The organism is Micromonospora sp. NPDC050784, assembly GCF_044456765.1.
GTDB classification, from domain to species: domain Bacteria; phylum Actinomycetota; class Actinomycetes; order Mycobacteriales; family Micromonosporaceae; genus Micromonospora; species Micromonospora foliorum.
The window spans coordinates 485,861-508,440 of the sequence record NZ_JBITGG010000001.1 but is presented as its reverse complement, the minus strand read 5'-3'; the positions used below and the strand labels follow the sequence as shown (position 1 = coordinate 508,440).

The window sequence follows — 22,580 nt, the reverse complement described above, 5'->3', positions numbered from 1 at the left end:
CGTGGGATGTGGTCCCCCCGCCGGCGCCCCCCCCCGCGGCCCGCCCGGGGGGCTGGGGACCACGGCCGCCCCCCGGACCCCCCCAGGTCGGGGTGTGGGGCGCCCCCCACCGCGCCCCACCCCTCAGTCATGTGACAACCAGGGTGACCTGCCTGCTTTACATTTGTTACTCGATTGTAATTAGTCAATGCCTGGTCACGCTGCGCTGCTCATCGCGCCTCGTGGTGTCCACTTTGCTGGTATATCAGAGGATCGGTACGGCAGGCGCGTTGACGATCTGTGACGCCGCGCCTCCGACCGGTCGCCCTGCTGTTACCGCCGGGTAATCAGGGGGTTGTGACCTGCGCCGCAACGGGTGCACCATCAAGCCCGATGGTTACCAGCCGGTAACAGACCGCGGGCTCCCCGTGCGGGCCGCCCGTTCGGACCGGCCACTCGCGCGCATCGACCCGAGGAGGAGCCCGTGCAGGATCGGTTAGACAGTCAGGGTCGTACCCGATGGTGGCGGTTCGCCGCCATGATGGTGCCCGCCACGGCGGCCGCCGGCGCCATCCTGTTCGGAATGTCGACCGGCGCGATCGCGTCCGACATCACCGTCTCCGGGCAGACGTTCAAAATCGGCGCCGACCGGCTTGAGGGCGACGGCTTCAAGCAGTACGGCGGCATCGTCCGCGAGAAGGGCAAGGACGGGAAGTCCGGCCAGGTCCACCCGATCGCGCTCTCCGAGATCAGCAGCGCCGAGCTGTACAGCCTCTGCCAGTCCGTCCGCGCCGACCTGCCCGGCCTGCCGGTGGTGCTCACCATCAACGCCGGCGAGGGCAAGGAACCCGCCCGCGCCAAGGACCTGTTGATCGCGATGGACTCGTTGAACGGCAACGCCACCTTCACCAACATCAGGATCGGCCGCGACGCCACCGACCTGAACCCCACCGCGCAGGCCGGGTCGTTCGGCCAGAACTCCGACCACGTCACCATCACCAACCTGCAACAGGTGTCCCGCTACACCACGGCGGCCACGTTCAACCTGGTCGGCCTCCGACTCAAGGTCAACGTGGGTGACGACGCCAAGGGCAAGGAGTGCTTCTGAGGTGAGCACCGGCCCGTGGTAATCAGCACCGCGGGCCGGGCCCATGCCCCCATCCCCGCTCGGCCAGGAGGAGTACGTGACAACCGCGAACCCGTCCCACGCCCGGCCCGGTGGTCCGGCTCAGGCGTGGCGGCGCTTCCGCCGCTGGCAGCGCAGCCGGCCGTTCTGGGGCGGACTGCTCATCGCCCTGGCCGGACTGGAGATGTTCGCCTCCACCCGGATGACCCTCAACGGCCTCAGCTTCCACAGTGGCGCGAGCGGCCTGTTGTCGCTGTTGATCCCGATCATCCTGGTGACCTGCGGACTGCTGCTCTGGTTCACCCCGGCACAGCGGCTGTTCTACTCGATCGTCGCGGCGGTCACCGCGGTGTACTCGCTGATCGGGCTCAACCTCGGCGGCTTCTTCGTCGGTCTGCTGCTCGGCATCGTCGGCAGCGCGCTCGCCTTCGCCTGGACGCCGATCCGCCCCGCACCACCCACCCCGCAACAGGTCGAGACCGAGCAGGACGGCGATGATCTGGACGGCGTCGGCTTGGCAGGCGTTGGTCTGGCAGGTGTTGGCCAGGACGGAGCTGACCGCGGCGGCGTTGACCAGGACGGTGTCGAGCGGGCCGGTGTTGGCCAGGACGACCGTGACCCGGCCGGTGCTGGCCAGGACGGTGTTGGTCTGAGCGGTGACGGGCAGACTGGCATCGACCGGGTCGACCATCCGGCGGTCCGGGGGGCCGACGAGGGTTCGCCGCCCGAGTGGCCGGGACGTTCCGTGGATCCCCGCGCCTTCGCCGTCGCTCTCGTTGTTCTCGGCCTGGCGGCCGTCGGCCTGGCCAGCCAGCCCCGAGCGGTGCAGGCCGCGCCGAGCCGACCGACCCCGACCGGCTGTCCCACCCCGCCCCGGGCCGTCATCCCGTCGCCCAGCCGCAGCGCGGCCACGCCGGCGCCCACCCCGAGCCCGGCGCGGGGCGGCAACGTGATCACCGACATCCTGGACGGAATCGGCGATCTGCTCGGCATCGGTGGCCAAGAGGACCCCGCGCCCTCGGTGGCCCCCACCGCCACGCCGACAGCCCGGCCGACCAGCACGGCAGCGCCACGCCCCAGCCCCGGCGACTGCCCGTCGCAGCCGCCGGGCCAGCCGGGCCCGGGCAAGCCCGGCACGCCGGCACCCGACAAGCCGGGAACGGTGCAGCCGGGCAAGCCGCTGCCGCGTATCGCCGCCGACCCGGCCCTGCCGACGGTGGCCCGGACGCCGTCGAAGCTCACCGGGTCGTCGGTGCGGATGACCGGGCTACGGTTTGAGGGGGTTACGGACCTGCACACCGTGCAGGGCGACCTCAAGGTGCTGAAGTTCAGCATGCGGGAAGCCGTGACCGCAGACTTCCTGCTGCAGGCCGACGGCCCCGCAGGGCGCACCCAGCGGTACGCGACCAACCAGCTGACCGTCCGGGGAGACGTGGCCTTCTACGCGACCCGGTTCGTCGGCCGACTGCTCGGCATCAAGATCACGCTGACGCCGGACCTGCCGCTACCGGACGGCCTTCCGGTCACCTCGCCCATCCCGATCACGTTCACCGACCCCGTCATCGACCTGGCGTACGTCACCAGTGACACGCTGACCGCACGGCCGGCGCTGGCACTCACCCTCGGCTGAGCCCTCGGTGGCGCGAGCGGCCTCGGGTGGAGCGGCGAGCAGCCCTGACTCGGGCGGTCGGTCGCGGGAGCAGCCCCGGCTCGGGGCGTGGCTGCGCGCGGCGACGGACTCGTCGTACCGTCGGCGCGCGCAGCCGTGGCCGGTCAGAGCCGGGCCAGCGCCCGGCGCAGCGGGTCGAGACCCAGCGCACCCAGGTCCAACGCCTGCCGGTGGAACTCCCGCAGGTCGAAATCGGCGCCCTTGCGGGCCTTGGCGTCCTCGCGGGCCTGGAGCCAGATCCGCTCACCCACCTTGTACGACGGCGCCTGCCCCGGCCAACCCAGGTAGCGGTTCAACTCGAAGCGCAGGTTCTCGTCCGGAACCCGGCAGTGCGCCCGCATGAACTCCCAGCCCAGCTCGGGCGTCCACCGCTCGCCCGGGTGGAAACCGAAGGGATTGTCCTTCGGGATCTCCAGCTCCAGGTGCATGCCGATGTCCACGATCACCCGTGCCGCGCGCATCGCCTGGCCGTCGAGCATGCCCAGCTTGTCGCCCGGGTCCTCCAGGTAACCCAGCTCGTCCATCAGCCGCTCCGAGTAGAGCGCCCAGCCCTCGCCGTGCCCGGAGACCCAGCAGAGCAGCCGCTGCCAGCGGTTGAGCAGGTCGGCCCGGACAGCGGTCTGCGCCACCTGGAGATGGTGACCCGGCACGCCCTCGTGGTAGACCGTGGTCACCTCGCGCCAGGTGGAGAAGTCGCTGATGCCCTGCGGCACCGCCCACCACATCCGACCCGGGCGGGAGAAATCCTCACTCGGGCCGGTGTAGTAGATGGCGCCGTCGCTGGTCGGGGCGAGGCAGCACTCGATGCGGCGGACCTGCTCCGGGATGTCGAAGTGGGTGCCATTCAGCTCGGTGATCGCCTTGTCGGCCAGCGCCTGCATCCAGTCCCGGAACGCCTCCTTGCCCTGAATGGTCCGGGCCGGGTCGGCGTCCAACGTGGCCACGGCCTCGTCGACGCTGGCACCGGAGCCGGCGATGCGCCCCGCCACGACCCGCATCTCCGCCTCCAGGCGGGCCAACTCCGCGAAACCCCAGGCGTACGTCTCGTCGAGGTCGATCTTGGCGCCGAGGAAGTACTGCGAGGCGAGCTCGTAGCGCTCCCGGCCGGCGGCCTGCTTGTCCCGCCCGTGCGGGGCCAGCTCGTTACGCAGGAACTGGCCGAACTCGGCGGTCGCCGCGGTCGCCGCCGCGGCACCCCGACGCAGCTCCGCGCCGAGCGTGCCCTCCGCCCCCAGCCGCTCGACCAGCCCGTGGAAGAAGTTGTCGCCGGTCGGGTCGACCCAGATGTCGCACTGCTTGGCGACCTCGACCAGCTGCACCTTCGCGCTGACCTCACCGGCGGCGAGCGCCTCACGCAGCGTGGTCTTGTAGCCCTCCAGCGCGGCCCCGAAGCCGTTGAGCCGGGCGGCGATGTTGGCCTGCTCGTCGCTGGTCGCGGTCGGCATCAGGTCGAACACCATGCGAATCTCGTGCAGCCCGCTGGCGATCACGCTGACCTCGCTGGTCACCTCGCCGGCGTCGTAGCGGGCGAGGTCCAGGCCGAGCCGTTCCTGCATGGCCTCCTTGGCGGTCCGTTCCGATTCGGTCTCCGGCTCGGTCACCTCCAGCTCGGCGAGCGTCCGGCGGGTGAGGTCCGCGCGGGCCGCATAACCGTCGGGCGAGAGGTCGTCGAGCTGGTCGTCATGGCCGGCGATGCCGACGAAGGTCGCGCCGGTGGGGCTCAACGGCGCCCACTCGGCCACGTAGCGGTTGGCGAGTTCATCAATTCGTCCCACGGTGCGACCCTACGTGACCACCCCACCCCGGTGTCGCCGACGTTTGTCGTGTTCGAGCTGCGGGTTCAGGCACGGCGCGACGGCCGAAAGGCGCGCGACTTTGTCGTACGGTTCGGGCAGAGTGTCAGGGGTGACCACCGATACCACTCCTGACAAAGCGCCGGTCCGCGCCTGGCTGCCCGGCTTCGTCGCCCTCGCCGCGATCTGGGGTTCCAGCTTCCTCTTCATCAAGGTCGGGGTGGCCGAGCTGCACCCGGTGCAACTCACCCTCTACCGGGTCGTCGCCGGCGCGTTGACCCTGCTGGTCGTTCTCGCCGTGCTGCGCGACCGGCTGCCCCGTGAGCCCCGGGTCTGGGCGCACCTGGCCGTCGTCGCCGCCTTCGGCGTGGCGGTGCCGTTCACCCTCTTCGGCTACGGCGAGCAGCGGGTCGAGTCGATGCTGGCCGGCATCTGGAACGCCACCACGCCTTTGATCGTGCTGCCGCTGGCGGTGTTGGTCTTCCGCACCGAGCGGCTCACCCTGCGCCGTGCGGTCGGGCTCGGGCTCGGCTTCGTCGGGGTGCTGGTGGTGCTCGGGGTCTGGGAGGGCATCGGCGGGGCGCACTTCACCGGGCAACTCATGTGCTTCGGTGCGGCGGCCTGCTACGGCGTGGCCATCCCGTACCAGAAGCGGTTCGTCGCCGGCAGCGCGTACTCGGGGCTGTCGCTCTCCACCGCGCAACTCCTGCTCGCCGCCGCGCAGTTGGCCATCGTCACCCCCTTCGTCGCCGGCCTGCCGCCGCTGCCCACCGAGCTGTCGGCGGGGGTGGTGGCAAGTGTGCTGACCCTCGGTGCGCTCGGCACCGGGCTCGCGTTTGTGATCAACATGCGCAACATCCGGGTGGCCGGCGCGAGCACCGCGTCCACCGTCACGTACCTGATCCCGATCTTCGCGGTGCTGATCGGTGCCGTGGCGCTCGACGAACGACTCAACTGGCACCAACCGGTCGGCGCGCTGATCGTGCTGCTCGGGGTCGCGGTGTCGCAAGGGATGTTCAGTCGCCGCCGGACCAGCCCGGTCGTCGGCGTCGGCGCACCCACCACACCCGTCGCCGAACCCGCCCGCCGCTGACAGACCACCCGGATCAGGCTGGAGGGCTGGTCAGGAACGGTTTTGCGTCCAGGCCACCAGTTGCTCCGCCGACCAGGTGTTGATGACGCGGTCGGCGGGGACGCCGCAGAGGGCGGCGCGTTCGCAGCCGAATCGTTGCCAGTCGAGTTGGCCGGGTGCGTGCGCGTCGGTGTTGATGGCGAACCGGCAGCCGGCCTCCAGTGCCCGGCGGATCAGGCGCTTTGGGGGGTCCTGCCGCTCCGGCCGGGAGTTGATCTCGACGGCGGTGTCGTGCTCGGCGCAGGCGGCGAAGACGGCGTCCGCGTCGAAGTCGCTCTCCGCCCGGGTACGGGCGCGGTGCCCCCGGTCGCCTGGACCGGTCACCCCGGCCGGGCGGGACGACACCATCCGGCCGGTGACGTGGCCGAGGATGTCCAGGTGTGGGTTGGCGACGGCCTTCAGCATGCGCCGGGTCATCTTCGACCGCTCGTCCTTCAGGCCGCTGTGCACCGACCCGACCACCACGTCGAGCCGCGCCAGCAGGTCGTCGTCCTGGTCGAGGGAGCCGTCGGCGAGGATGTCCACCTCGATCCCGGTGAGGATCCGGAAGCCCTCGGGCAGCGCCGCGTTGACCTTTGCCACGTGGTCGAGTTGCTGGCGCAGCCGGTTCGCGGTCAGCCCCCGGGCCACCGTCAGCCGGGGCGAGTGGTCGGTGAGCACCAGGTACTCGTGGCCCAACTCCACCGCGGCCAGCGCCATCTCCTCGATGGGCGAACCGCCGTCGGACCAGTCCGAGTGGGTGTGACAGTCGCCGCGCAGGGCGGCGCGCAGCGCCGTGGCCTCGGCGTCCAGGTCGCTGCCCTCGGTCGCCACCAGCCGACGGAGGTAGACCGGTTCCTCACCGGCGAGGGACTCCGCCACGCAGCGGGCCGTGACGTCACCGACCCCGGCCAGCTCGGTGAGCGTGCCGTTGCCGGCCCGTTCGGTCAGCTCGGCCGCGGGCATGCCGGCCAGCGCTTTCGCCGCCGACCGGAACGCGCGTACCCGGTAGGTGGCCTCGTTGGCCCGCTCCAGGAGGAACGCGATCCGGCGCAGGTCGGCGATGGGATCTCTCGCGCGGGCCATGTCAGGGCGCCTTCGGGCAGCCGTGTCGGCGTTGCCACGCGGCGACCTCGGCAGCCGGTTCCCGGTTGCCGTCACGCCGCCAGGAGTCCAGGTAACGCGCCGGCCAGATCACCCCGCGTCGGATCCACCAGCCGTCCTTGCCCGAGCACGCCGGTGAGATGCCGAAGTGCACGTGGCAGACGTTGTTCGCGTTGCCGGTGCGGCCCACCTTGCCGAGCTGCTGCCCGGCGCGGACCCGCACTCCGGCGTCGACGCCGCTGGTCACCACGCTCAGGTGTGAGCCGTAGTAGCGCACCCCGTCGTCGCCGAGCAGGGCGACCGACAGGCCGCCGTTGTCCGGCCCCTGCCGCCCACGTTTGCTGTACCGGTCGACGCGGCTCACCTCCAGCACCGTCCCGTCGGTCACCGCCACGAACGGCTCGCCGCAGTCGGCGAAGAGGTCCGTCGCCGGGTACGCCCCGTGCGTGGGGTGGTAGTCGACGTTGTCGGCGCGTACCGGAAAGACATGCTTCAGCCCGGCGCGGGGTGCCGTCGCGGACGGCCTGGCCGACGACGGCGCCGGAGGGCTCGGGTCGGTCGCCGTCGGTGTGGGCGACTGCGACGCCGGCTGGTCGGCGGTCGCCCAGACCGCCGGTGGCGTCGGCGCGGCGCCGTCGGGCACCCCCGGCCGGGTGGTCGCGCAGCCGGCGGCCAGCACCGGGGCGAGCAGCAGCAGGATCGGGTACGCCGGACGAGCGCGGCGGCTGATCGTCGGCGAGGACATCAGGTCATCCTGGCAGAGCCGGTACCGTGGGCACGAGCGGCACGCGTGAGGGAGGGCAGCGACGGTGACCATTGCCCGACCCGAACCTGGCCCGGATTTCGGTGCCGCCCGCCCGGTGCCGCGTACCCCGTCGGGCCTCTTCCCCTCCGGGCCTCCGACCCGGCCCACCTACCGCGAGCCGCACCCGGTCACCGGCGGTGGTGTCGCCGCCGGCGGCGGCGCGGCGGCCGGTTGGCTGCTGTTGTTCGGCCTGCTCGGCACCGACGTGGCCAGCTACGCCTGGTGGACGGTGATCGCCGGCCTGCTGGCCTGGGTCACCGCCCTGGTGCTGGTCCGTTACGGCGACCGGGGGGTGGCCACCGGGGTCGCCATCGTCACGGCGGGTGGCTGGAGCATCGCCGCCGCGGTGGTGGCGGTCCGCTGGGCGACAAGTGGTGACTGGCCGCTGTGGTGACCGGCACGGACAGGCCCCGAAACGGCGCTCGGTGACTGCACCCTGTGCCCGGTTGGCTGCGTAGCGAACGCCGTCTTGACGTGGCCGCCGAGACTCGGCACGCTCGGGACTATGGCCTGGACCACTCCGCGGCAGGATCCCGATCGCAGTCGCCGTCGCCTGCAGTTGCTGGCCGAGTTGGCGGGCGCCCGGGCGGTCCGTCAGCGCAGCCGACCGCAGCGGCAGCGCACCGAGCGTCTGCGCCAGCTCATCGCCACCCGCCGCCGGGTCGTCGGCTGATCCGACTTTGTCAGGAATGACCCGCCCTTCGGGGCGTTGACGGGTCGCCCGCCGACCCGACCGGCTAACGTGCACGCGTAACGAGTCGACGCTGTGTCGAGGGCTATTGGGGGGACCGTGTCGTACTTCGCTGCGGCCGTGGTGCGCGACGACAGTGGCTGGACCGCCGCCGAGGTCAGCCTGCGTGGCGCCACCGACATCGACGAGGTCGCCGACCGGCTGCGGGACGTCGACCTGGAGGCCGACGTGTCGCTGCTCTTCGTCGAGGCCGACGACGCGTATCTGGTGATCCTGCGCCTCGACGAGGGCGAGGACCTGCGGGTGTTCGGTTCGGACTCCGCGTACGCCGAGGAGTCGCTGCTGGGGTCGGTGCTGGTCGGTGACCTGAAGACCTCGGTCACCGGGCTCGACGGTGACGAGGAGCCACGACCGGTGAGCACCGGCGACGAGGAGAGCGAGCAGCCCGTCGTCGACCCGGAGGCCGACCCGGTCGGTGAAGCCGACCTGCTGGCCAACCTGGGCATCTCCGCGCAGAAGCTGCTGACCCTCTGCACCCACGAGGGGATGATGCCGGCGGACGTCACCTCCGAGATCTGCCAGGTGCTCGGCTGCGCCGACGAGGTCGAGGAGCTGCGTGAGGTCTGAGCCGGCCGACGCGACCGATCCGTCTCTGGAGTCGATCCGGCCGGGCCAGCCGACCCCCGGAGCGGTGGGCCGCGCCGGGCCCGGCGCCAACGAGGGCCTGGCCGACCTGGGCGAGGCCGGCCGACGGCAGCGGCACGAGCTGTGGATGCGCCGCGCCCTGGAGGTCGCCGTCGCCGGACCACCCGTCGACGACGCGGTCAGCACCGACGTCGACGACGTGCCGGTGGGTGCGGTGCTCTACGCGCCGGACGGCACCGAGTTGGCCACCGGCCGCAATGAGCGGGAGCTGACCGGCGACCCCACCGCCCACGCCGAGGTGCTGGCCCTGCGCCGGGGTGCCGAGCGCGCCGGCCGGTGGCGACTGGACGGCTGCACCCTGGTGGTCACCCTGGAACCGTGCACCATGTGCGCCGGGGCGCTGGTGCTGTCCCGGGTCTCCACAGTCGTGTTCGGCGCGTGGGAGCCCAAGACCGGTGCGGCCGGGTCGCTCTGGGACGTCCTGCGGGACCGTCGGCTCAACCACCGCCCCGAGGTCTACGGCGGGGTGCTGGAGGCCGAGACCGCCGCCGTTCTGCGCGCGTTCTTCCGCTGAGGCAGGGCCGCCGGTCAGGCCGGCGGCAGGGTGACCGTGACGATCAGACCGCCGTCCGGGCGGGGCTGCGCCTCGGCGGTGCCGCCGTGGGCCCGGGCCACCGCGCGGACGATGGACAGGCCCAGCCCGAAGCCCCGCGCGCCGACGACCCGCTCCCGCGACAGCCGACGGAAGGGCTGGAACATCGTCTCGACGTCGTAGCCGGGGATGACCGGGCCGGTGTTGGTCACCACGAGGGTGGGCCGGCCGTCGACCAGCCCGGTGCGCACCTCCACCCAGCCGCCGGCGGGCAGGTTGTGGCGCAACGCGTTCTCCACCAGGTTGAACGTGAGCCGCTCCAGCAGCACCGGGTCGCCGCTGGTCGGCGCCGGGGCCAGGGCCCGCCGTACCGGCACGTCGGGTGCCTGCTTCCCGGCCTGCTCGGTGGTGTGCGCGCAGACCTCGGCCAGATCGACAGGCGTACGCTCGGTCAGCTCGTTCTCCGAGTCGGCCAGGGTCAGCAGGCCGTCGATCAGCCGCTCGTGGCGTTCGTTGACCGCCAGCAGCGACTCACCCAGTCGCCGGGTCTCCGCCGAGGCGTCCGGGCGGGTGACCGCCAGCTCCACCAGGGCGCGGTTGAGCGCCAGCGGGGTACGCAGCTCGTGCGAGGCGTTCGCCACGAACCGGCGCTGCCCGTCGAAGGAACGGTCCAGCCGTTCCAGCATCTCGTCGAAGGTGTCGGCGAGTTCGCGTACCTCGTCGGGGGGCCCGGTGAGCGCGATCCGTTCGTGCAGGCCACGGCCGGCGGTGTCGGCGCCGGCGATCCGGCGGGCCGTGCCGGTGATCTGGTGCAGTGGCTGCAACGCCCGGCCGGCGAGCAACCAGCCGAACGCGATCGCCACCGTCGACACCACGATCAACGCGATGCCGCCCTGGGTGAGCAGCGACTCCAAGGCGTTGCGCTTCGCCTCGTCCTGCACCTCCTGCACCAGGGCGCGCAGGTTGTCGATGTTCTGCCCGGTGGGTGTCGTCGGGGTCGTCGTCGGCAGGTCCCGCAGTTTCACCCCGAACGGCTGCGGCATCCGCTGATCCACCAGCACGTACGTGACGGCGAGGAGGACCATGCCGGCCAGCAGGAAGAGCCCCCCGTAGATGAGGGTGAGCCGGGCGCGGATCGTCAGGCGTTTCATCGGATCTGGTACCCCGCCCCGGGGACCGTCTCGATCACCGGCGGGTCGCCGAGTTTGCGGCGCAGCTTCATGACGGTCACCCGGACGACGTTGGTGAACGGGTCGATGTGCTCGTCCCAGGCGCGTTCCAGCAGGTCCTCGGCGGAGACCACCGCCCCGTCGGCGCGCAGCAGCTCGGCCAGCACCGCGAACTCCTTGCGGGACAGCGCCACGTGCCGGTCGTCCCGGCGTACCTCGTGTCGGGCCGGGTCGAGCTGGATGCCGGCGCGACGCAGCGTCGGCGGTGCCGCCGGCCGGGACCGGCGGGTCAGCGCGTGCACCCGAGCCGAGAGCTCGACCAGGGCGAACGGCTTGGTCAGGTAGTCGTCGGCGCCGAGCGCCAACCCCGCCACCCGCTCCCGGACCGCCGCCGACGCGGTCAGCATCAGCACCCGGGTCTCCCCACCCGCGTCCACGATCGCCCGGCACACGTCGTCGCCGTGCACCACCGGCAGGTCCCGGTCCAGGACCACCACGGCGTACTCGTTGACGCCGAGCCGTTCCAACGCGGCGTCCCCGTCGTACGCCACGTCGACCGCGAACGACTCGCGACGCAGCCACTCGGCGATGGCGTCCGCCAGCACGCTCTCGTCCTCGACCACCAGCACTCTCACCCCTCCATGGTGCTCGGGGTGCGGTAACGGCGGCATAACCGCCGACGGTAACGCCAGGGATACGCCCGCTGCCGTGCACTGAATGCCACGTTCGGCGAACCGCGCCGGACCTGAGCGGAAGCGGACACCATGCGACGACAGATGCTTGCGATCCCTGTCCTGCTCGCCCTGGCGCTCTCCGGGTGCGGCGGGGGAGGCGACGACGGCGGCGGGGTCGCGACCGCCGGTGGGGCGAAGGCCGAGGCCACGGCGAGCGGTGCGCCGGTCAGTGACTCGGACCGGCAACTCGCCTTCGCCCGGTGCATGCGGGAGAACGGGGTGGACATGCCCGACCCGGAGGCGGGCGGCCGTCCCGGCTTCCGGTTCGGCGCGGACGTGGACCAGCAGAAGGTCCAGGCGGCCATGGAGAAGTGCCAGGACAAGCTGCCCAACGGCGGGCAGGGACCGCAGCTCAACCCCGAGCAGGCCGAGCAGATGCGCACGCTGGCCAAGTGCATGCGGGAGAACGGGGTGCCGGACTTCCCGGACCCGGACGCCGACGGGCGGGTCCGGATCGGGGCGGGGGGCAACGCGATCAACATCGGCGATCCGGCCATGAAGGCCGCGCTGGAGAAGTGCCGGCAGCACGCACCGCAGTTCGGGGGTGGCCGGTGACCGGCACCATCCGACGCTCGCGGCTGCGCGCCGCCGTCACCGGCGGCGTCGTACTGCTGGTCGCCGCCGTGGGCGTGGTCGCGGCGGTGGGCTTCGGCGGTGGTGCCGACGAGGGCCGCGCCCAGGCCGGCGGCGCGCCACCCGCCACCGCCACGGTCACCCGGCAGACCCTCGCCGACTCGGAGACCGCCGACGGTGAGCTGGGGTACGGCACGACGCGTACCGCCACGGCGAAGCTCAGCGGCACCGTCACCGCGATGGCGGCCACCGGGTCGACGGTACGGCGGGGCAAGGCGCTCTACCTGGTCGACAACGAGGAGGTGGTGCTCCTCTACGGCGGGCTGCCCGCGTACCGGACCCTCGCCCCCGGGGTGGAGGGGCCCGACGTCGCGCAGTTCGAGCGGAACCTCGAAGCGCTGGGCTATACCGGCTTCACGGTCGACGACGAGTACACCGGCGCCACCGCGGACGCCGTCCGGGACTGGCAGGAGGACCTGGGTCTGCCCGAGACCGGTCGGGTCGAGCCGGGGCGGGTCGTGTACGCCGACCGGGAGGTCCGGGTGGAGAGCCACCAGGCCGACGTCGGCGGTCTCACCCAGCCCGGCCAGGCGGTGCTGACCTACACCGGCACCAGCCGGGTCGTCACCGTCGAGTTGGACGTGGACGACCAGCGGTTGGCCAAGCGCGACGCGAAGGTCAGCGTGCGGCTGCCGGACGGCCGGGCGGTGGCGGGCACGATCAGCACGGTGGAGACGGTCGTCCAGGCCGGCGCGACCGGCGCCAACGGGCAGGCCGGCGACGCCGAGACGAAGATCGAGGTGACCGTCGCGGTGACCGACCCGAAGGCTCTAACCAGCTTCGACCAGGCCAGCGCGGACGTCACGTTCACCGTCTCGGAGCGCCGCGACGTGCTCACCGTGCCGGTGGCGGCGCTCTTGGCGCTGGCCGAGGGCGGCTACGGCGTCCAGGTCGCCGAGGGTGACGCGAGCCGGGTCCTCGCGGTGACCACCGGGTTGTTCGCCGACGGCAGGGTGGAGGTCACCGGTACGGGGCTCGCCGAGGGCACGACTGTGGTGGTGCCGACGTGAGCGGCGAGGTGATCGTGCTCGACCGGGTCAGCAAGCGGTACGTCGGCGGCGTCGTCGCGTTGGACGACGTGTCGCTGCGGATCGGCCACGGCGAGTTGGTGGCGATCGTCGGCCCGTCCGGGTCGGGCAAGTCGACCATGCTGCACCTGATCGGGACCCTGGACCGGCCGTCGTCGGGCAGCGTGCTGATCGACGGGTACGACGCGGCGAAGCTGACCGACCGGGAGCTGTCCGCGTTGCGGGCCACCCGGATCGGCTTCGTCTTCCAGCAGTTCCACCTGGCTCCGGGTGTCCCGGTCGTGGACAACGTGGCCGACGGGTTGCTCTACTCCGGCGTACCCCGCAGGAGGCGGCGCGACCGGGCGGAGGCCGCGTTGGTCCGGGTTGGCCTGGGCCACCGGTTGCGGCACCGGCCGCACGAGCTGTCCGGCGGGGAACGGCAGCGGGTGGCCGTGGCCCGCGCGGTGGTCGGCGAGCCGGCGGTGCTGCTCGCCGACGAGCCGACCGGCAACCTCGACTCCCACTCGGGCGCCGGGGTGTTGGAGCTGCTGCACGATCTACACCGGGCCGGCACCACCGTCGTGGTGATCACCCATGACCGGGAGATCGCGGAAAGCCTGCCCCGGCAGGTGCGGATGCGCGACGGCGCGGTTCGGCACGACTCGGCCCTCGCCTCGGGCGGGGGCGGCTGATGGCGACGCTGACCCCGGCCCGACTGGGGCCGGCGGACGTCCTGCGCGTCGGTGGGGTGGGGCTGCGGACCCGTCCGCTGCGGGCGTTCCTCTCCGCGTTGGGCATCGCGATCGGCATCGCCGCGATGATCGCGGTGGTCGGCATCTCTTCGTCGTCCCGCGCCGAGCTGGACCGTGCGCTCGACGCGCTCGGCACCAACCTGCTCACCGTCGAGCCGGGCAGCACCCTGTTCGGCGCGGACGCGCAACTGCCCGAGGAGTCGATCGCGATGATCGGGCGGATCGGCCCGGTGACCGAGGTGTCCGCGACCGGCCAGGTGCCCGACGCCAAGGTGTACCGCTCGGACCGGATTCCGGCGGCGGAGACCGGCGGCATCGCCACCCGGGCAGCCCGGCTCGACCTGCTCGGCACGGTCGGGGCCGAGGTGACCACCGGCACCTGGCTCAACGAGGCGACCGCCCGCTACCCGGCGGTCGTGCTCGGCGCCACCGCGGCGCAGCGGCTCGGGATCACCAGGGCCGACCCGCGGGTGCAGGTGTGGCTGGGTGGGCGGCCGTTCACGGTGGTCGGCACCCTCGCCGCCGCACCGCTCGCCCCGGAGTTGGACACCTCGGCGTTGATCGGCTGGCCGGCGGCGACCGAATACCTGGGCTTCGACGGTCACCCCACCACCGTCTACACCCGGGCGCGGGAGTCGCAGGTCGAGGCGGTCCGGTCGGTGCTCGGCGCGACCACCAACCCGGAGGCGCCGAACGAGGTCGAGGTGTCCCGGCCCTCGGACGCGCTGGCCGCCGCCGAGGCGACCGACGACGCGTTCACCGGCCTGCTGCTGGGCCTGGGCGCGGTCGCCCTGCTGGTCGGTGGGGTCGGCGTGGCGAACACCATGGTGATCTCGGTACTGGAACGCCGGGCCGAGATCGGCCTACGCCGGTCACTGGGTGCCACCCGGGGTCAGGTCCGGACCCAGTTCCTCGCCGAGTCGCTGCTGCTCTCCGCGCTCGGCGGGATCGGTGGGGTGGTGCTGGGCATCCTGGTCACCTCGGCCTACGCGCTGTCGCAGCACTGGCCGACAGTGGTGCCGGCCTGGGCGATGCTCGGCGGGGTGGGCGCGACAGTGGTCATCGGCGGCTTGGCCGGCCTCTACCCGGCCGTACGGGCCGCCCGCCTCGCGCCGACGGAGGCGCTGGCCGTCGTCTGACTTGGGTGGCGCGGGTTGGGCCGGCGGTCTGGGCCCGGCGTGGCGCGGGTCGGGCCGGCGTGGCGGCCTGGGACCGGCACATGCGAAAGAGCGGTATGACTCAGAGGCATATTTATGCCTCTGAGTCATACCGCTCTCGGGCGTGACGCCGCCCGTCGGAACGGATCAGGCGATGATCGTGTCGAGGGCGATCTCGACCATCTGGCTGAAGGTCTGCTCGCGCTCCTCCGAGGTGGTCTTCTCGCCGGTCTTGATGTGGTCGCTGACGGTCAACACGGTCAACGCGCGGGCCTTGAACCGGGCGGCGATCGTGTACAGCGCCGCCGACTCCATCTCCACCGCCAGCACGCCGTAGTCGGCGAGGGTGTCGTAGAGGTCCGGCCGGTCGGTGTAGAAGGCGTCCGCCGCCAGGATCGGCCCGACGTGCATGGTGATGCCGCGCCGCTCCGCCACCTCGACCGACGTACGCAGCAGCCCGAAGTCGGCCACCGGGGCGTAGTCGATCAGCCCGTCGAAGCGCATCCGGTTCATGTTCGAGTCGGTGGACGAACCGATCGCCGCCACCACGTCCCGCAGTTGCAGGTCCGTGCTGAGGGCACCGCAGGAGCCGACCCGGATCAGCGTCTTCACGCCGTACTCGTTGATCAACTCGTGGGCGTAGATGGAGGCCGACGGCATGCCCATGCCGGAGCCCTGGACGGAAACCTCGACGCCGTTCCAGCGGCCGGTGAAGCCCAGCATGCCCCGAACCGTCGAGTAGCAGGTGGCGCCCTCGAGGTAGGTCTCCGCGATCCACTTGGCCCGCAGGGGGTCACCCGGCATCAGGACCCGCTCGGCGATCTCGCCCGGCTTCGCGCCGATGTGCGTACTCATGGCAAAGATCCTGCCAGGCCGGCCCGGGCGATACCGGTTCGGCGTCGGAACCGACGGTCCTGTACCCTCGTCGGCGGTGGCGTGTCCGAGCGGCCTAAGGAGCACGCCTCGAAAGCGTGTGAGGGTTAACGCCCTCCGAGGGTTCAAATCCCTCCGCCACCGCTCTGAGATGCAGAAACGCCCGGTCGATCCGCGAGGATCGACCGGGCGTTTTCGCGTCAGAGCTGTTGTTCGCCGCCGTCGACGAAGATCTCGCCGCCGGTCATGAAGCTGCTCTGGTCGGAGGCGAGGAAGAGCGCCGCGTTGGCGATCTCGTCCGGGTGTGCCATCCGCTGCATGGGCACGCCCGAGGCGATGGCCTGGAGCAACCCGGGGGCCTCCGCGGGGCTGGGTGCGAGCCCCGCGAGCCCCGGGGTCTCGGTCGAGCCGGGAATCAGGGTGTTCACCCGGATCTTCCGGCCGATCAGCTCGGCGGCCCAGGTGCGGCCGAACGAGCGGATGGCCGCCTTGGACGCGGCGTAGACGCTGAACGCCGGGGTGCCGTTGCTCGCGGCCGTCGAGCCGGTCAACACGACCGACGCGCCCTCGTTGAGCAGGGGCAGGGCCTTCTGGACGGTGAAGATCGTGCCGTAGACGTTGGTGTCGAAGGTGTTGGCGATGTGCTCGACCGTGATCGAGTCGAGCGAACGGAACTCCCCACCGCCGGCGTTGGCGAACACCACGTCCAGCCCCGCGCCGCGCTCCTCGATCGCCCGCATCACGCGGTCCAGGTCGTCGAGCTTGCTGACATCGCTGGCGATGCCGGTGACGTTGGCGCCGATGCTGGCCACGGCCTCGTCCAGCGGGCCCTTGCGGCGGCCGGTGACGAAGACGTACGCGCCTTCGGCGGCGAAGCGGCGAGCGGCGGCCAGGCCGATGCCCGTGGTACCCCCGGTGACGAGGGCGGTCTTGCCGTCGAGCTGTCCCACGATGGATCTCCTCTGTTGGGGTGTGGTGGTGTGCGGCCGGCCGTCGGGGCCGGTGGTCAACGGGTTGCCGAGGCGGCGAAGCTCGGCAGGAGGGTGGCCAGCTCGCGCCACTGCGGTAGGGGCAGCGTCGGCCGGTCGCGGGCGTCGGGTCGCAGCACGTGGAGGGCGACGTGGTCCGCGCCCGCGTCCAGGTGCTCCCGGATGCGGGTGGCCACCGCGTCCAGGTCGCCCCAGACGACGAGGGCGTCGATCAGGCGGTCGCTGCCGCCGGGGACCAGGTCGTCGTCGGTGAAGCCGAGGCGTGCCAGGTTGGCCCGGTAGGTCGGGAAACCGATGAACATCCCGATCCCCGCCCGTGCGGCGGCACGGGCCCGGTCCGGGTCCTCGTCGAGGACGACGGCGAGGTGCGGTGCGATCAGCGGCTGCTGCCCGACGCGCTCGCGCTGCCTCTCCGTGTAGTCCGGCGTCACGAGGAACGGGTGCCAGCCGGCTGTCCGCTCGGCGGCCAGGTCCGCCATCTTCGGCCCGAGCGCGCCGAGGATGCGTCGTCCGGCGGGGACCGGTCGAGGTGCGGCGTCGAGGGCGTCCAGCCAGCGACCCATCGTCTCCACCGGCCGGCCGTACTCCTGGCCCGCCTGAGCTGCGGAGTGGGCGTTGCTCACCCCGAAGCCGAGGATCGTCCGGGGGCCGTGCGTGGCGTCCAGCGCGGCCAACCGGTCACCCAGAGCCGTCGGATCCTGGCCCCAGATCGCCAGCACTCCCAGCGCGACAGTCGCGTGCGGTGCAGCCCCCAGCAGGTGCCCGATGTCGTCCACCGCGCCGCCGCCGTCCAGTCCGGGCACCCACAGCGCGCGAAAGCCCTGCTCGTCGAGTTCGGTCGCCGCGTCCCGGACGGCCGGGTCGGCGGCCCCCCGCAGCTCCATGCTCCAGAGCCCGAATGCAGGCAGCGAGGTGTTCAGTTCAGCCGTCACACCAACCTCCAGCAAATTTTGTACCGAGCGGTACGTATCCGACCGTAGCAACCCCCGGCCGGGTCCGCAAATTTCTGTACCGATCGGTTTTCTCTGTCGGTAGGATGAGGGAGAAGGGTGGTGGGCTGTGCCGCAACGAGGGCGACCACGGGGTTTCGACGCCGACGAGGCGCTGGAGCGCGCGGTGGAGGTGTTCTGGCGTCAGGGGTACGAGGGCGCCTCGGTGAACGACCTAGCCGAGGCCATGGGGATCAACAAGCCCAGCCTCTACGCCGCCTACGGCGGCAAGGAGGAGTTGTTCCGCAAGGCCGTGGCCCGCTACGCCGAAAAGGACATGGGGTACGCGCGGGACGCCTTCGCCCAACCGACCGCGTACGAGGTGGTGGCCACCCTGCTGCGCGAGAACGTGGTCGCCGTGACCCGGACCGACCGGCCGGCCGGATGCCTGTCGATCCAGGGCGGCACCAGCTGCTCCACCGAGAACGCGCCCATCGCCGGGTTCCTCGCCAGCAGTCGCCTGGCCGGCGAAGGTGCCCTCGCCGACCGCCTCGCCCGTGCCGTCGCCGACGGTGACCTACCCGCGCACGCCGACCCGGTCGCGCTCGCCCGCTTCGTCATGGTCGTCACCGAGGGGCAGGCGGTGCACGCCGCCGCAGGAGTCAGCAGGGAAGACCTGCGACAGGCAGCGGAGATCGCGCTCGCCGGTTTCGCCGCCGCGTCCGGGGCGCGGCCGCCCGAGTAGGCCATCGACCCGGCCCGAGCGTTCGAGCAGCTGTCCGGGGCAGCCGTCAGGCGACCGAGAACGTGATCATTCCGGTGTAGACGCCCGCGACGGTCGACATGGGAATCTGGACCGAGACGACGGGGTCCCAGGTCGCCGAGTTGTTGCCGATGCCGTCGGTCAGGGTGAACGCGGTGCGTTCGACATTGATGGTCTCTGCGTCCGCCGCAGTGGGTTGGCCCGAGGTGAAGGTGCCGATACCGCTGGTCGCGGTGGCCGGGCCGGACCAGTAGGAGACGTTGGTGTTGGAGATCGAGTGAACCGGCACGCCGCTGGTGACGAAGTTCGTCGCGACGACGGTCGCGGTCCAGGTCGGCGCCGACAGCAGGCGTTCGTCCGTCACCGTGACCGGGCCGAGGTTGCCCGACACGACTCCACCCAGGCTGGCGCTGCCCAGGTCGGCCGTCTCCGGCGCGCTGATCGACAACTCGCCCGGCTCCGCGCAGGTCGACCTGGTGACCGTGTCCGTGTCCATGGTGACCGCGCCGTTGATCGCCAAGGTCCGGCCGTCCACCTCGAGCGCCGCGCCCACGGTGATCGCCGTGAGGGCGAGGATGTTGCCGCGAAACAGGGAGTTGGCGCCGAGCGTGGCGGAGCTTCCCACCTGCCAGAAGACGTTGCACGACTGGGCGCCGTTGATCAGGTTCACAGTGCTCAACGCGCCGGTGACAAGTGTGCTGACGGTCTTGAAGATGAAGACCGCGTTCGGGTCACCCTCCGCGTCGAGGATCAGGTCTCCGGCGAGGGTGAAGGTGCCCCCAGCGGATCCGTACACGCCGGGGGTCTTGGTGGTGCCGCCGAGTTCGGTCGCGACGATGTCAGTGGTCGTACGCGAAACGGCGTCGTTGTAGGCGATCGTCAGATCGCTCTGGGCTTGCGCGGCAGGGCCGTCGTTGGAGTGGATCACCCCGTTCAGTTGACCCGGGGGGAACCCGGTCACGGCGGTGCCCGGGCTCACGCCCAGGTCACCGGTGACCACGCTGAGCCCGGTGTTGGTGACCGTCGTGCCGGCGAGGACAGCGAAGCTCTCGGCCGTACCCAGCGGCACCGGCAGTTCGGCGGCGCTCGCGGTGCGGGGGCCAGCCAGGACGGCCAGGACAGTGGCCGCGGCGAGCACTGTCAGGGCGGTGCCTACCCGGGCCATCTTTCGAGAAGCGCCATTGTGGGCAAGCATCGCCATGGTCTCCTCGGGAAGCTCGACTGGTAGTAGTCCTTCAGTGACCCATAGTGGCACAATCCGGCATGAAAGGACTTAACTCCTCATTGCTTGAGGAGCTGTTCCACGCCGTCGAGCAGACGTTGCAGACCGAATTCGAAAAGACTCTCGACATTGAGGTCGACCGCCGTCCGGCTGAGTCGGGCCAGGTGCGGAAACTCGCCCGCCGCGAGCAGCCCACCGAGCACCTCGGCCTGGGCCGCCATCCACTCGTCGTCGGTCAGGCCGGTGTCCTGCTCCGCCTCGGCCTCCCGTTCCAGGTTGATGGCGGTGCCGCGAACATGGTTGGCCAGGGCCGCCACCAGGTGGAGCTGGGTGTGCTGGTCCAGGCCGTGCCGCGCGAGGGCGCGCAGCGCCCACTCGGTGTGCGCGACGGCGTGCGGTGCCATCAGGGGGCGGGTCAGCGAGATGACCTGGGCCAGCCAGGGATGCCGCCGGTAGATCGACCACTGGAGCCGGCTGAGCAACTCCAGTTGGGCTCGCCATCCGGGTGGGAACGTGCGCGGCAGCCGATGCGCGGCGAAGGCCGCGTCCGCCATCAGCACCAGAAGTTGCTCCTTGCCCCGAACCTGCCGGTACAGCGACATGGTGGGGACGTCCAGCTCCGTCGCGATGCGCCGCATGCTCAGCGCCGGTAACCCCTCGGCGTCGGCCATCGTGATGGCGGCCCGCACCACCTGATCGCGGGTCAGCCCCGGGGCCGGCAGTCGCCGACCGCCGGCTGGTGTGCCTCGACCCGGCGCGGTCGGCTCTACGCCGGTCACCACCATGCCCACACCCGGCACCGCCCGCACCAGGCTCTCCTGCCGCAGCGCGGTGAGGGCGCGGCTGGCGGTCGCCATGGCGACGCCCCACTCCCGGACGATCTGCCGGGTGGACGGCACCCGGTCGCCGGGGCCCAGCTCGCCTGTCATGATGCGCCGTCGCAACTCCCCGACGATGCGCAGATAAGGGGGAGTGCTCTCGTCGATCTCCGCCACGGTCGCCTCCTGCCGGCCTCGGGGTGACCGTAGCGCACTAGAGCACCGGCAGGTGCCCCGTCGATGGTCGCGCGCTTCCTGCCACGGCGTACTAGAGCTCCCTGGCCAGGTGGTTGCCAGCTCGACATGCTCAGTGCAGCCCGGTGCGTACGCCGTACCGGCGTCGACGAAATGGGGAGACCATGACCAGCATTCCGTACTCTGGATGGGCCGTCACGTTGACCGCCCTCGCCCTCCTCGGCCCGGCGATGGCCGCCGGTCCGGCCGCGGCCACCGACGGTCTCCGGAGCGCGGCCGTCGTCCGCACCGACCAGGGCGCGGTGCGGGGGACCGTCGCGGCCGACCACCGCACGTTCCAGGGCATTCCGTACGCGAGCCCACCGCTGGGCCGGCTGCGCTGGGCCCCGCCACAGCCCGGTGCGACGTGGACCGGAGTACGCGACGCGACCCGGCCCGGTGCCGACTGCGCGCAACTGCAAGGGCTGCCGATGGACACACCCTCGGAGGCTGAGGACTGCCTCTACCTGAATGTCACCACCCCGCGTTCCGGCACCCGAACGCCTCGACCGGTCCTGGTCTGGTTGCACGGAGGGGACTTCCGGTTCGGCAGCGGCGCCGGGTACGGCGGACAGCGGCTGGCGGCCGGTGGTGACGTCATCGTCGTCACGGTGAACTACCGACTCGGCGCGCTCGGCTTCCTGGCGCATCCGGCGCTGGCCGGCCGGAACGGAAGCACCGGCAACTTCGGCCTGCAGGATCAGCAGGCGGCGCTGCGCTGGGTACGGCGCAACGCCGCGGCCTTCGGCGGCGACCCGGGCAACGTCACCCTGTTCGGCCAGTCCGCCGGGGCGACCAGCGTCTGCGCTCAGCTCGCCGCGCCCGCCACCGCTGGTCTGTTCCACCGCGCGATCATGCAGAGCAATTCGTGCGCCAACCCGGTCCAGACTCGGGCCGAGGCGACCGGGGCGGCCGAGGAGTTCGCTCGGAGGATCGGCTGCACCGACCCGGCCGTGGTCGCCGCCTGCCTGCGCGGACAGACCCCCGCCCGGCTGGTCGAGACGGTCGGCTATCCCGGCGCGGGTGTCGACCTCGGCCCGGTCGTCGACGGCCACACGCTGCCGGTGGACCCGGCCGAAGCGCTGACCACCGGGCGGCTTCATCGGGTGCCGGTGTTGACCGGGATGAACCGGGACGAGTCCCGGCTCGTGGTGTGGGGAATGGAACGGGTCGGACTCAACTGCCCGTCGCCGTCGCCGTCGCCGTCGCCGTCGCCGTCGCCGTCGCCCGAGCCGGAGCCGGAGTCTTGCCCGCTCACTGACGACCAGTACCGCGACCAGGTGCGCGGCATGTTCGGTGATCAGGCGGAGGAGGTGCTGGCCCGCTATCCGCGCGACCCCGCACAGCCCGCCAGCGCGACGTTGGGTGCGGTGCTGACCGATCACGACTACGCCGAGCCGGTCTACTCCGCCGCGCTGGCGTTCGCGCGGCGGGTGCCGACCTTCGGGTACGAGTTCGCCGACGAGGACGCGCCGTTCTTCACCGAGGGACCCGAAGCGACGTTCGCCATCGGCGCGTACCACTGCGCTGAGCTGCCGTACCTGTTCACTGTCGACTACGCCGAAGCGCTCACGCCGACCCAGCGGCGGCTCTCCGACGAGATGGTCCGCACCTGGAGCGACTTCGCCCGGACGGGTCGGACGGGCTGGCCTCGACTGCGCCCTGACGCCCCGTACGTGCGGGTGTTCGCCGGTGGCGGCGGTTCGGGCCCGACGGACTTCGCGGCAGCCCACTCGTACGACTTCTGGCGGTCGCTCCGCTGAACGACGACTGACCTGTCGG

General features: G+C 71.9%; 23 protein-coding genes and 1 tRNA gene. 14 read left to right on the top strand and 10 right to left on the bottom strand.

Annotation, left to right across the window (positions count from 1 at the left end):
* Positions 1 to 463 precede the first annotated feature (463 nt).
* Together ACIBD9_RS02430 and ACIBD9_RS02425 are read left to right on the top strand one after the other, a co-directional pair.
* Positions 464 to 1,087 (top strand): DUF6230 family protein, encoded by a 624-nt coding sequence (locus ACIBD9_RS02430; RefSeq protein WP_112700053.1) that lies wholly within the window; start codon positions 464 to 466, stop codon positions 1,085 to 1,087.
* Between the two features lie 76 nt (positions 1,088 to 1,163).
* Positions 1,164 to 2,735, top strand: a complete 1,572-nt coding sequence (locus ACIBD9_RS02425; protein ID WP_396713794.1) for a DUF6114 domain-containing protein — start codon at positions 1,164 to 1,166, stop codon at positions 2,733 to 2,735.
* A gap of 143 nt (positions 2,736 to 2,878) precedes the next feature.
* Here the strand turns inward: ACIBD9_RS02425 and ACIBD9_RS02420 are convergent, their stop codons facing one another.
* A complete protein-coding gene (locus ACIBD9_RS02420) occupies positions 2,879 to 4,549 on the bottom strand; it encodes a DUF885 domain-containing protein (protein WP_396713793.1) in 1,671 nt (556 codons plus the stop codon).
* 130 nt (positions 4,550 to 4,679) lie between these two features.
* Here ACIBD9_RS02420 and ACIBD9_RS02415 point away from each other — a divergent pair, with 130 nt between their 5' ends.
* The gene (locus ACIBD9_RS02415) at positions 4,680 to 5,660 is read left to right on the top strand and encodes a DMT family transporter (protein WP_396713791.1); all 981 of its coding nucleotides are present in this window, start codon (positions 4,680 to 4,682) and stop codon (positions 5,658 to 5,660) included.
* A 30-nt stretch (positions 5,661 to 5,690) separates the two neighbouring features.
* Here the strand turns inward: ACIBD9_RS02415 and ACIBD9_RS02410 are convergent, their stop codons facing one another.
* The gene (locus tag ACIBD9_RS02410; protein WP_396713789.1) at positions 5,691 to 6,764 is read right to left on the bottom strand and encodes a PHP domain-containing protein; all 1,074 of its coding nucleotides are present in this window, start codon (positions 6,762 to 6,764) and stop codon (positions 5,691 to 5,693) included.
* A 1-nt stretch (position 6,765) separates the two neighbouring features.
* Positions 6,766 to 7,527 carry a M23 family metallopeptidase gene (locus ACIBD9_RS02405; RefSeq protein ID WP_396713787.1) on the bottom strand — a complete coding sequence of 254 codons (762 nt, stop codon included), beginning with the start codon at positions 7,525 to 7,527 and terminating at the stop codon, positions 6,766 to 6,768.
* Positions 7,528 to 7,591: 64 nt separating this feature from the next.
* Here ACIBD9_RS02405 and ACIBD9_RS02400 point away from each other — a divergent pair, with 64 nt between their 5' ends.
* The 4 genes from ACIBD9_RS02400 (at position 7,592) to ACIBD9_RS02385 (ending at position 9,497) form a co-directional block, all read left to right on the top strand.
* Positions 7,592 to 7,981 carry a hypothetical protein gene (locus tag ACIBD9_RS02400; protein WP_238658772.1) on the top strand — a complete coding sequence of 130 codons (390 nt, stop codon included), beginning with the start codon at positions 7,592 to 7,594 and terminating at the stop codon, positions 7,979 to 7,981.
* A gap of 111 nt (positions 7,982 to 8,092) precedes the next feature.
* On the top strand, positions 8,093 to 8,260 hold the full coding sequence (locus ACIBD9_RS02395) for a hypothetical protein (protein ID WP_167493094.1): 168 nt from the start codon (positions 8,093 to 8,095) through the stop codon (positions 8,258 to 8,260).
* A 117-nt stretch (positions 8,261 to 8,377) separates the two neighbouring features.
* A complete protein-coding gene (locus tag ACIBD9_RS02390; protein ID WP_396713785.1) occupies positions 8,378 to 8,905 on the top strand; it encodes a tRNA adenosine deaminase-associated protein in 528 nt (175 codons plus the stop codon).
* Positions 8,906 to 9,050: 145 nt separating this feature from the next.
* Entirely contained in the window at positions 9,051 to 9,497 is a 447-nt protein-coding gene (locus ACIBD9_RS02385; protein WP_396713834.1) for a nucleoside deaminase, read from the top strand.
* Positions 9,498 to 9,511: 14 nt separating this feature from the next.
* Here the strand turns inward: ACIBD9_RS02385 and ACIBD9_RS02380 are convergent, their stop codons facing one another.
* Together ACIBD9_RS02380 and ACIBD9_RS02375 are read right to left on the bottom strand one after the other, a co-directional pair.
* Positions 9,512 to 10,666 carry a sensor histidine kinase gene (locus tag ACIBD9_RS02380; protein WP_396713783.1) on the bottom strand — a complete coding sequence of 385 codons (1,155 nt, stop codon included), beginning with the start codon at positions 10,664 to 10,666 and terminating at the stop codon, positions 9,512 to 9,514.
* Complete coding sequence (locus ACIBD9_RS02375; RefSeq protein ID WP_396713781.1) at positions 10,663 to 11,319, bottom strand: response regulator transcription factor; 657 nt, start codon at positions 11,317 to 11,319, stop codon at positions 10,663 to 10,665. The genes ACIBD9_RS02380 and ACIBD9_RS02375 overlap by 4 nt, the downstream gene beginning before the upstream one ends.
* A gap of 141 nt (positions 11,320 to 11,460) precedes the next feature.
* On the opposite strand from ACIBD9_RS02375, the gene ACIBD9_RS02370 reads away from it, so the two are divergent.
* From ACIBD9_RS02370 to ACIBD9_RS02355, 4 genes are read left to right on the top strand one after another with little or no spacing between them, the layout of a single operon-like run.
* Entirely contained in the window at positions 11,461 to 11,973 is a 513-nt protein-coding gene (locus tag ACIBD9_RS02370) for a hypothetical protein (protein WP_396713779.1), read from the top strand.
* Positions 11,970 to 13,061, top strand: a complete 1,092-nt coding sequence (locus ACIBD9_RS02365) for a peptidoglycan-binding protein (RefSeq protein WP_396713777.1) — start codon at positions 11,970 to 11,972, stop codon at positions 13,059 to 13,061. Before ACIBD9_RS02370 ends, ACIBD9_RS02365 begins: the two co-directional genes overlap by 4 nt.
* A gap of 8 nt (positions 13,062 to 13,069) precedes the next feature.
* A complete protein-coding gene (locus ACIBD9_RS02360) occupies positions 13,070 to 13,753 on the top strand; it encodes an ABC transporter ATP-binding protein (RefSeq protein WP_396713832.1) in 684 nt (227 codons plus the stop codon).
* Positions 13,753 to 14,952, top strand: a complete 1,200-nt coding sequence (locus ACIBD9_RS02355) for an ABC transporter permease (protein WP_396713775.1) — start codon at positions 13,753 to 13,755, stop codon at positions 14,950 to 14,952. Before ACIBD9_RS02360 ends, ACIBD9_RS02355 begins: the two co-directional genes overlap by 1 nt.
* Positions 14,953 to 15,117: 165 nt before the next feature.
* On the opposite strand, the gene deoD is transcribed toward ACIBD9_RS02355, so the two are convergent.
* Positions 15,118 to 15,825, bottom strand: coding sequence for a purine-nucleoside phosphorylase (gene deoD, locus ACIBD9_RS02350; protein ID WP_074315244.1), 708 nt, complete (start codon positions 15,823 to 15,825; stop codon positions 15,118 to 15,120).
* A gap of 75 nt (positions 15,826 to 15,900) precedes the next feature.
* On the opposite strand from deoD, the gene ACIBD9_RS02345 reads away from it, so the two are divergent.
* A tRNA-Ser gene (locus tag ACIBD9_RS02345) sits at positions 15,901 to 15,987 on the top strand.
* A gap of 56 nt (positions 15,988 to 16,043) precedes the next feature.
* On the opposite strand, the gene ACIBD9_RS02340 is transcribed toward ACIBD9_RS02345, so the two are convergent.
* Together ACIBD9_RS02340 and ACIBD9_RS02335 are read right to left on the bottom strand one after the other, a co-directional pair.
* Positions 16,044 to 16,793, bottom strand: coding sequence for an SDR family oxidoreductase (locus ACIBD9_RS02340; RefSeq protein WP_396713773.1), 750 nt, complete (start codon positions 16,791 to 16,793; stop codon positions 16,044 to 16,046).
* Between the two features lie 56 nt (positions 16,794 to 16,849).
* Positions 16,850 to 17,764: a TIGR03620 family F420-dependent LLM class oxidoreductase gene (locus tag ACIBD9_RS02335; protein ID WP_396713771.1), complete on the bottom strand. Its 915-nt coding sequence runs from the start codon at positions 17,762 to 17,764 to the stop codon at positions 16,850 to 16,852.
* Between the two features lie 127 nt (positions 17,765 to 17,891).
* Here ACIBD9_RS02335 and ACIBD9_RS02330 point away from each other — a divergent pair, with 127 nt between their 5' ends.
* A complete protein-coding gene (locus ACIBD9_RS02330; protein ID WP_396713769.1) occupies positions 17,892 to 18,506 on the top strand; it encodes a TetR/AcrR family transcriptional regulator in 615 nt (204 codons plus the stop codon).
* A gap of 46 nt (positions 18,507 to 18,552) precedes the next feature.
* Here ACIBD9_RS02330 and ACIBD9_RS02325 read toward each other — a convergent pair whose 3' ends face one another.
* Positions 18,553 to 19,719, bottom strand: a complete 1,167-nt coding sequence (locus tag ACIBD9_RS02325) for an ice-binding family protein (protein WP_396713767.1) — start codon at positions 19,717 to 19,719, stop codon at positions 18,553 to 18,555.
* Between the two features lie 86 nt (positions 19,720 to 19,805).
* A complete protein-coding gene (locus tag ACIBD9_RS02320) occupies positions 19,806 to 20,741 on the bottom strand; it encodes a TetR/AcrR family transcriptional regulator C-terminal domain-containing protein (protein WP_396713766.1) in 936 nt (311 codons plus the stop codon).
* A 182-nt stretch (positions 20,742 to 20,923) separates the two neighbouring features.
* Between ACIBD9_RS02320 and ACIBD9_RS02315 the strand changes: the two genes are divergently transcribed.
* Positions 20,924 to 22,561 carry a carboxylesterase/lipase family protein gene (locus ACIBD9_RS02315; RefSeq protein ID WP_396713764.1) on the top strand — a complete coding sequence of 546 codons (1,638 nt, stop codon included), beginning with the start codon at positions 20,924 to 20,926 and terminating at the stop codon, positions 22,559 to 22,561.
* The last annotated feature ends 19 nt before the right edge of the window (positions 22,562 to 22,580 follow it).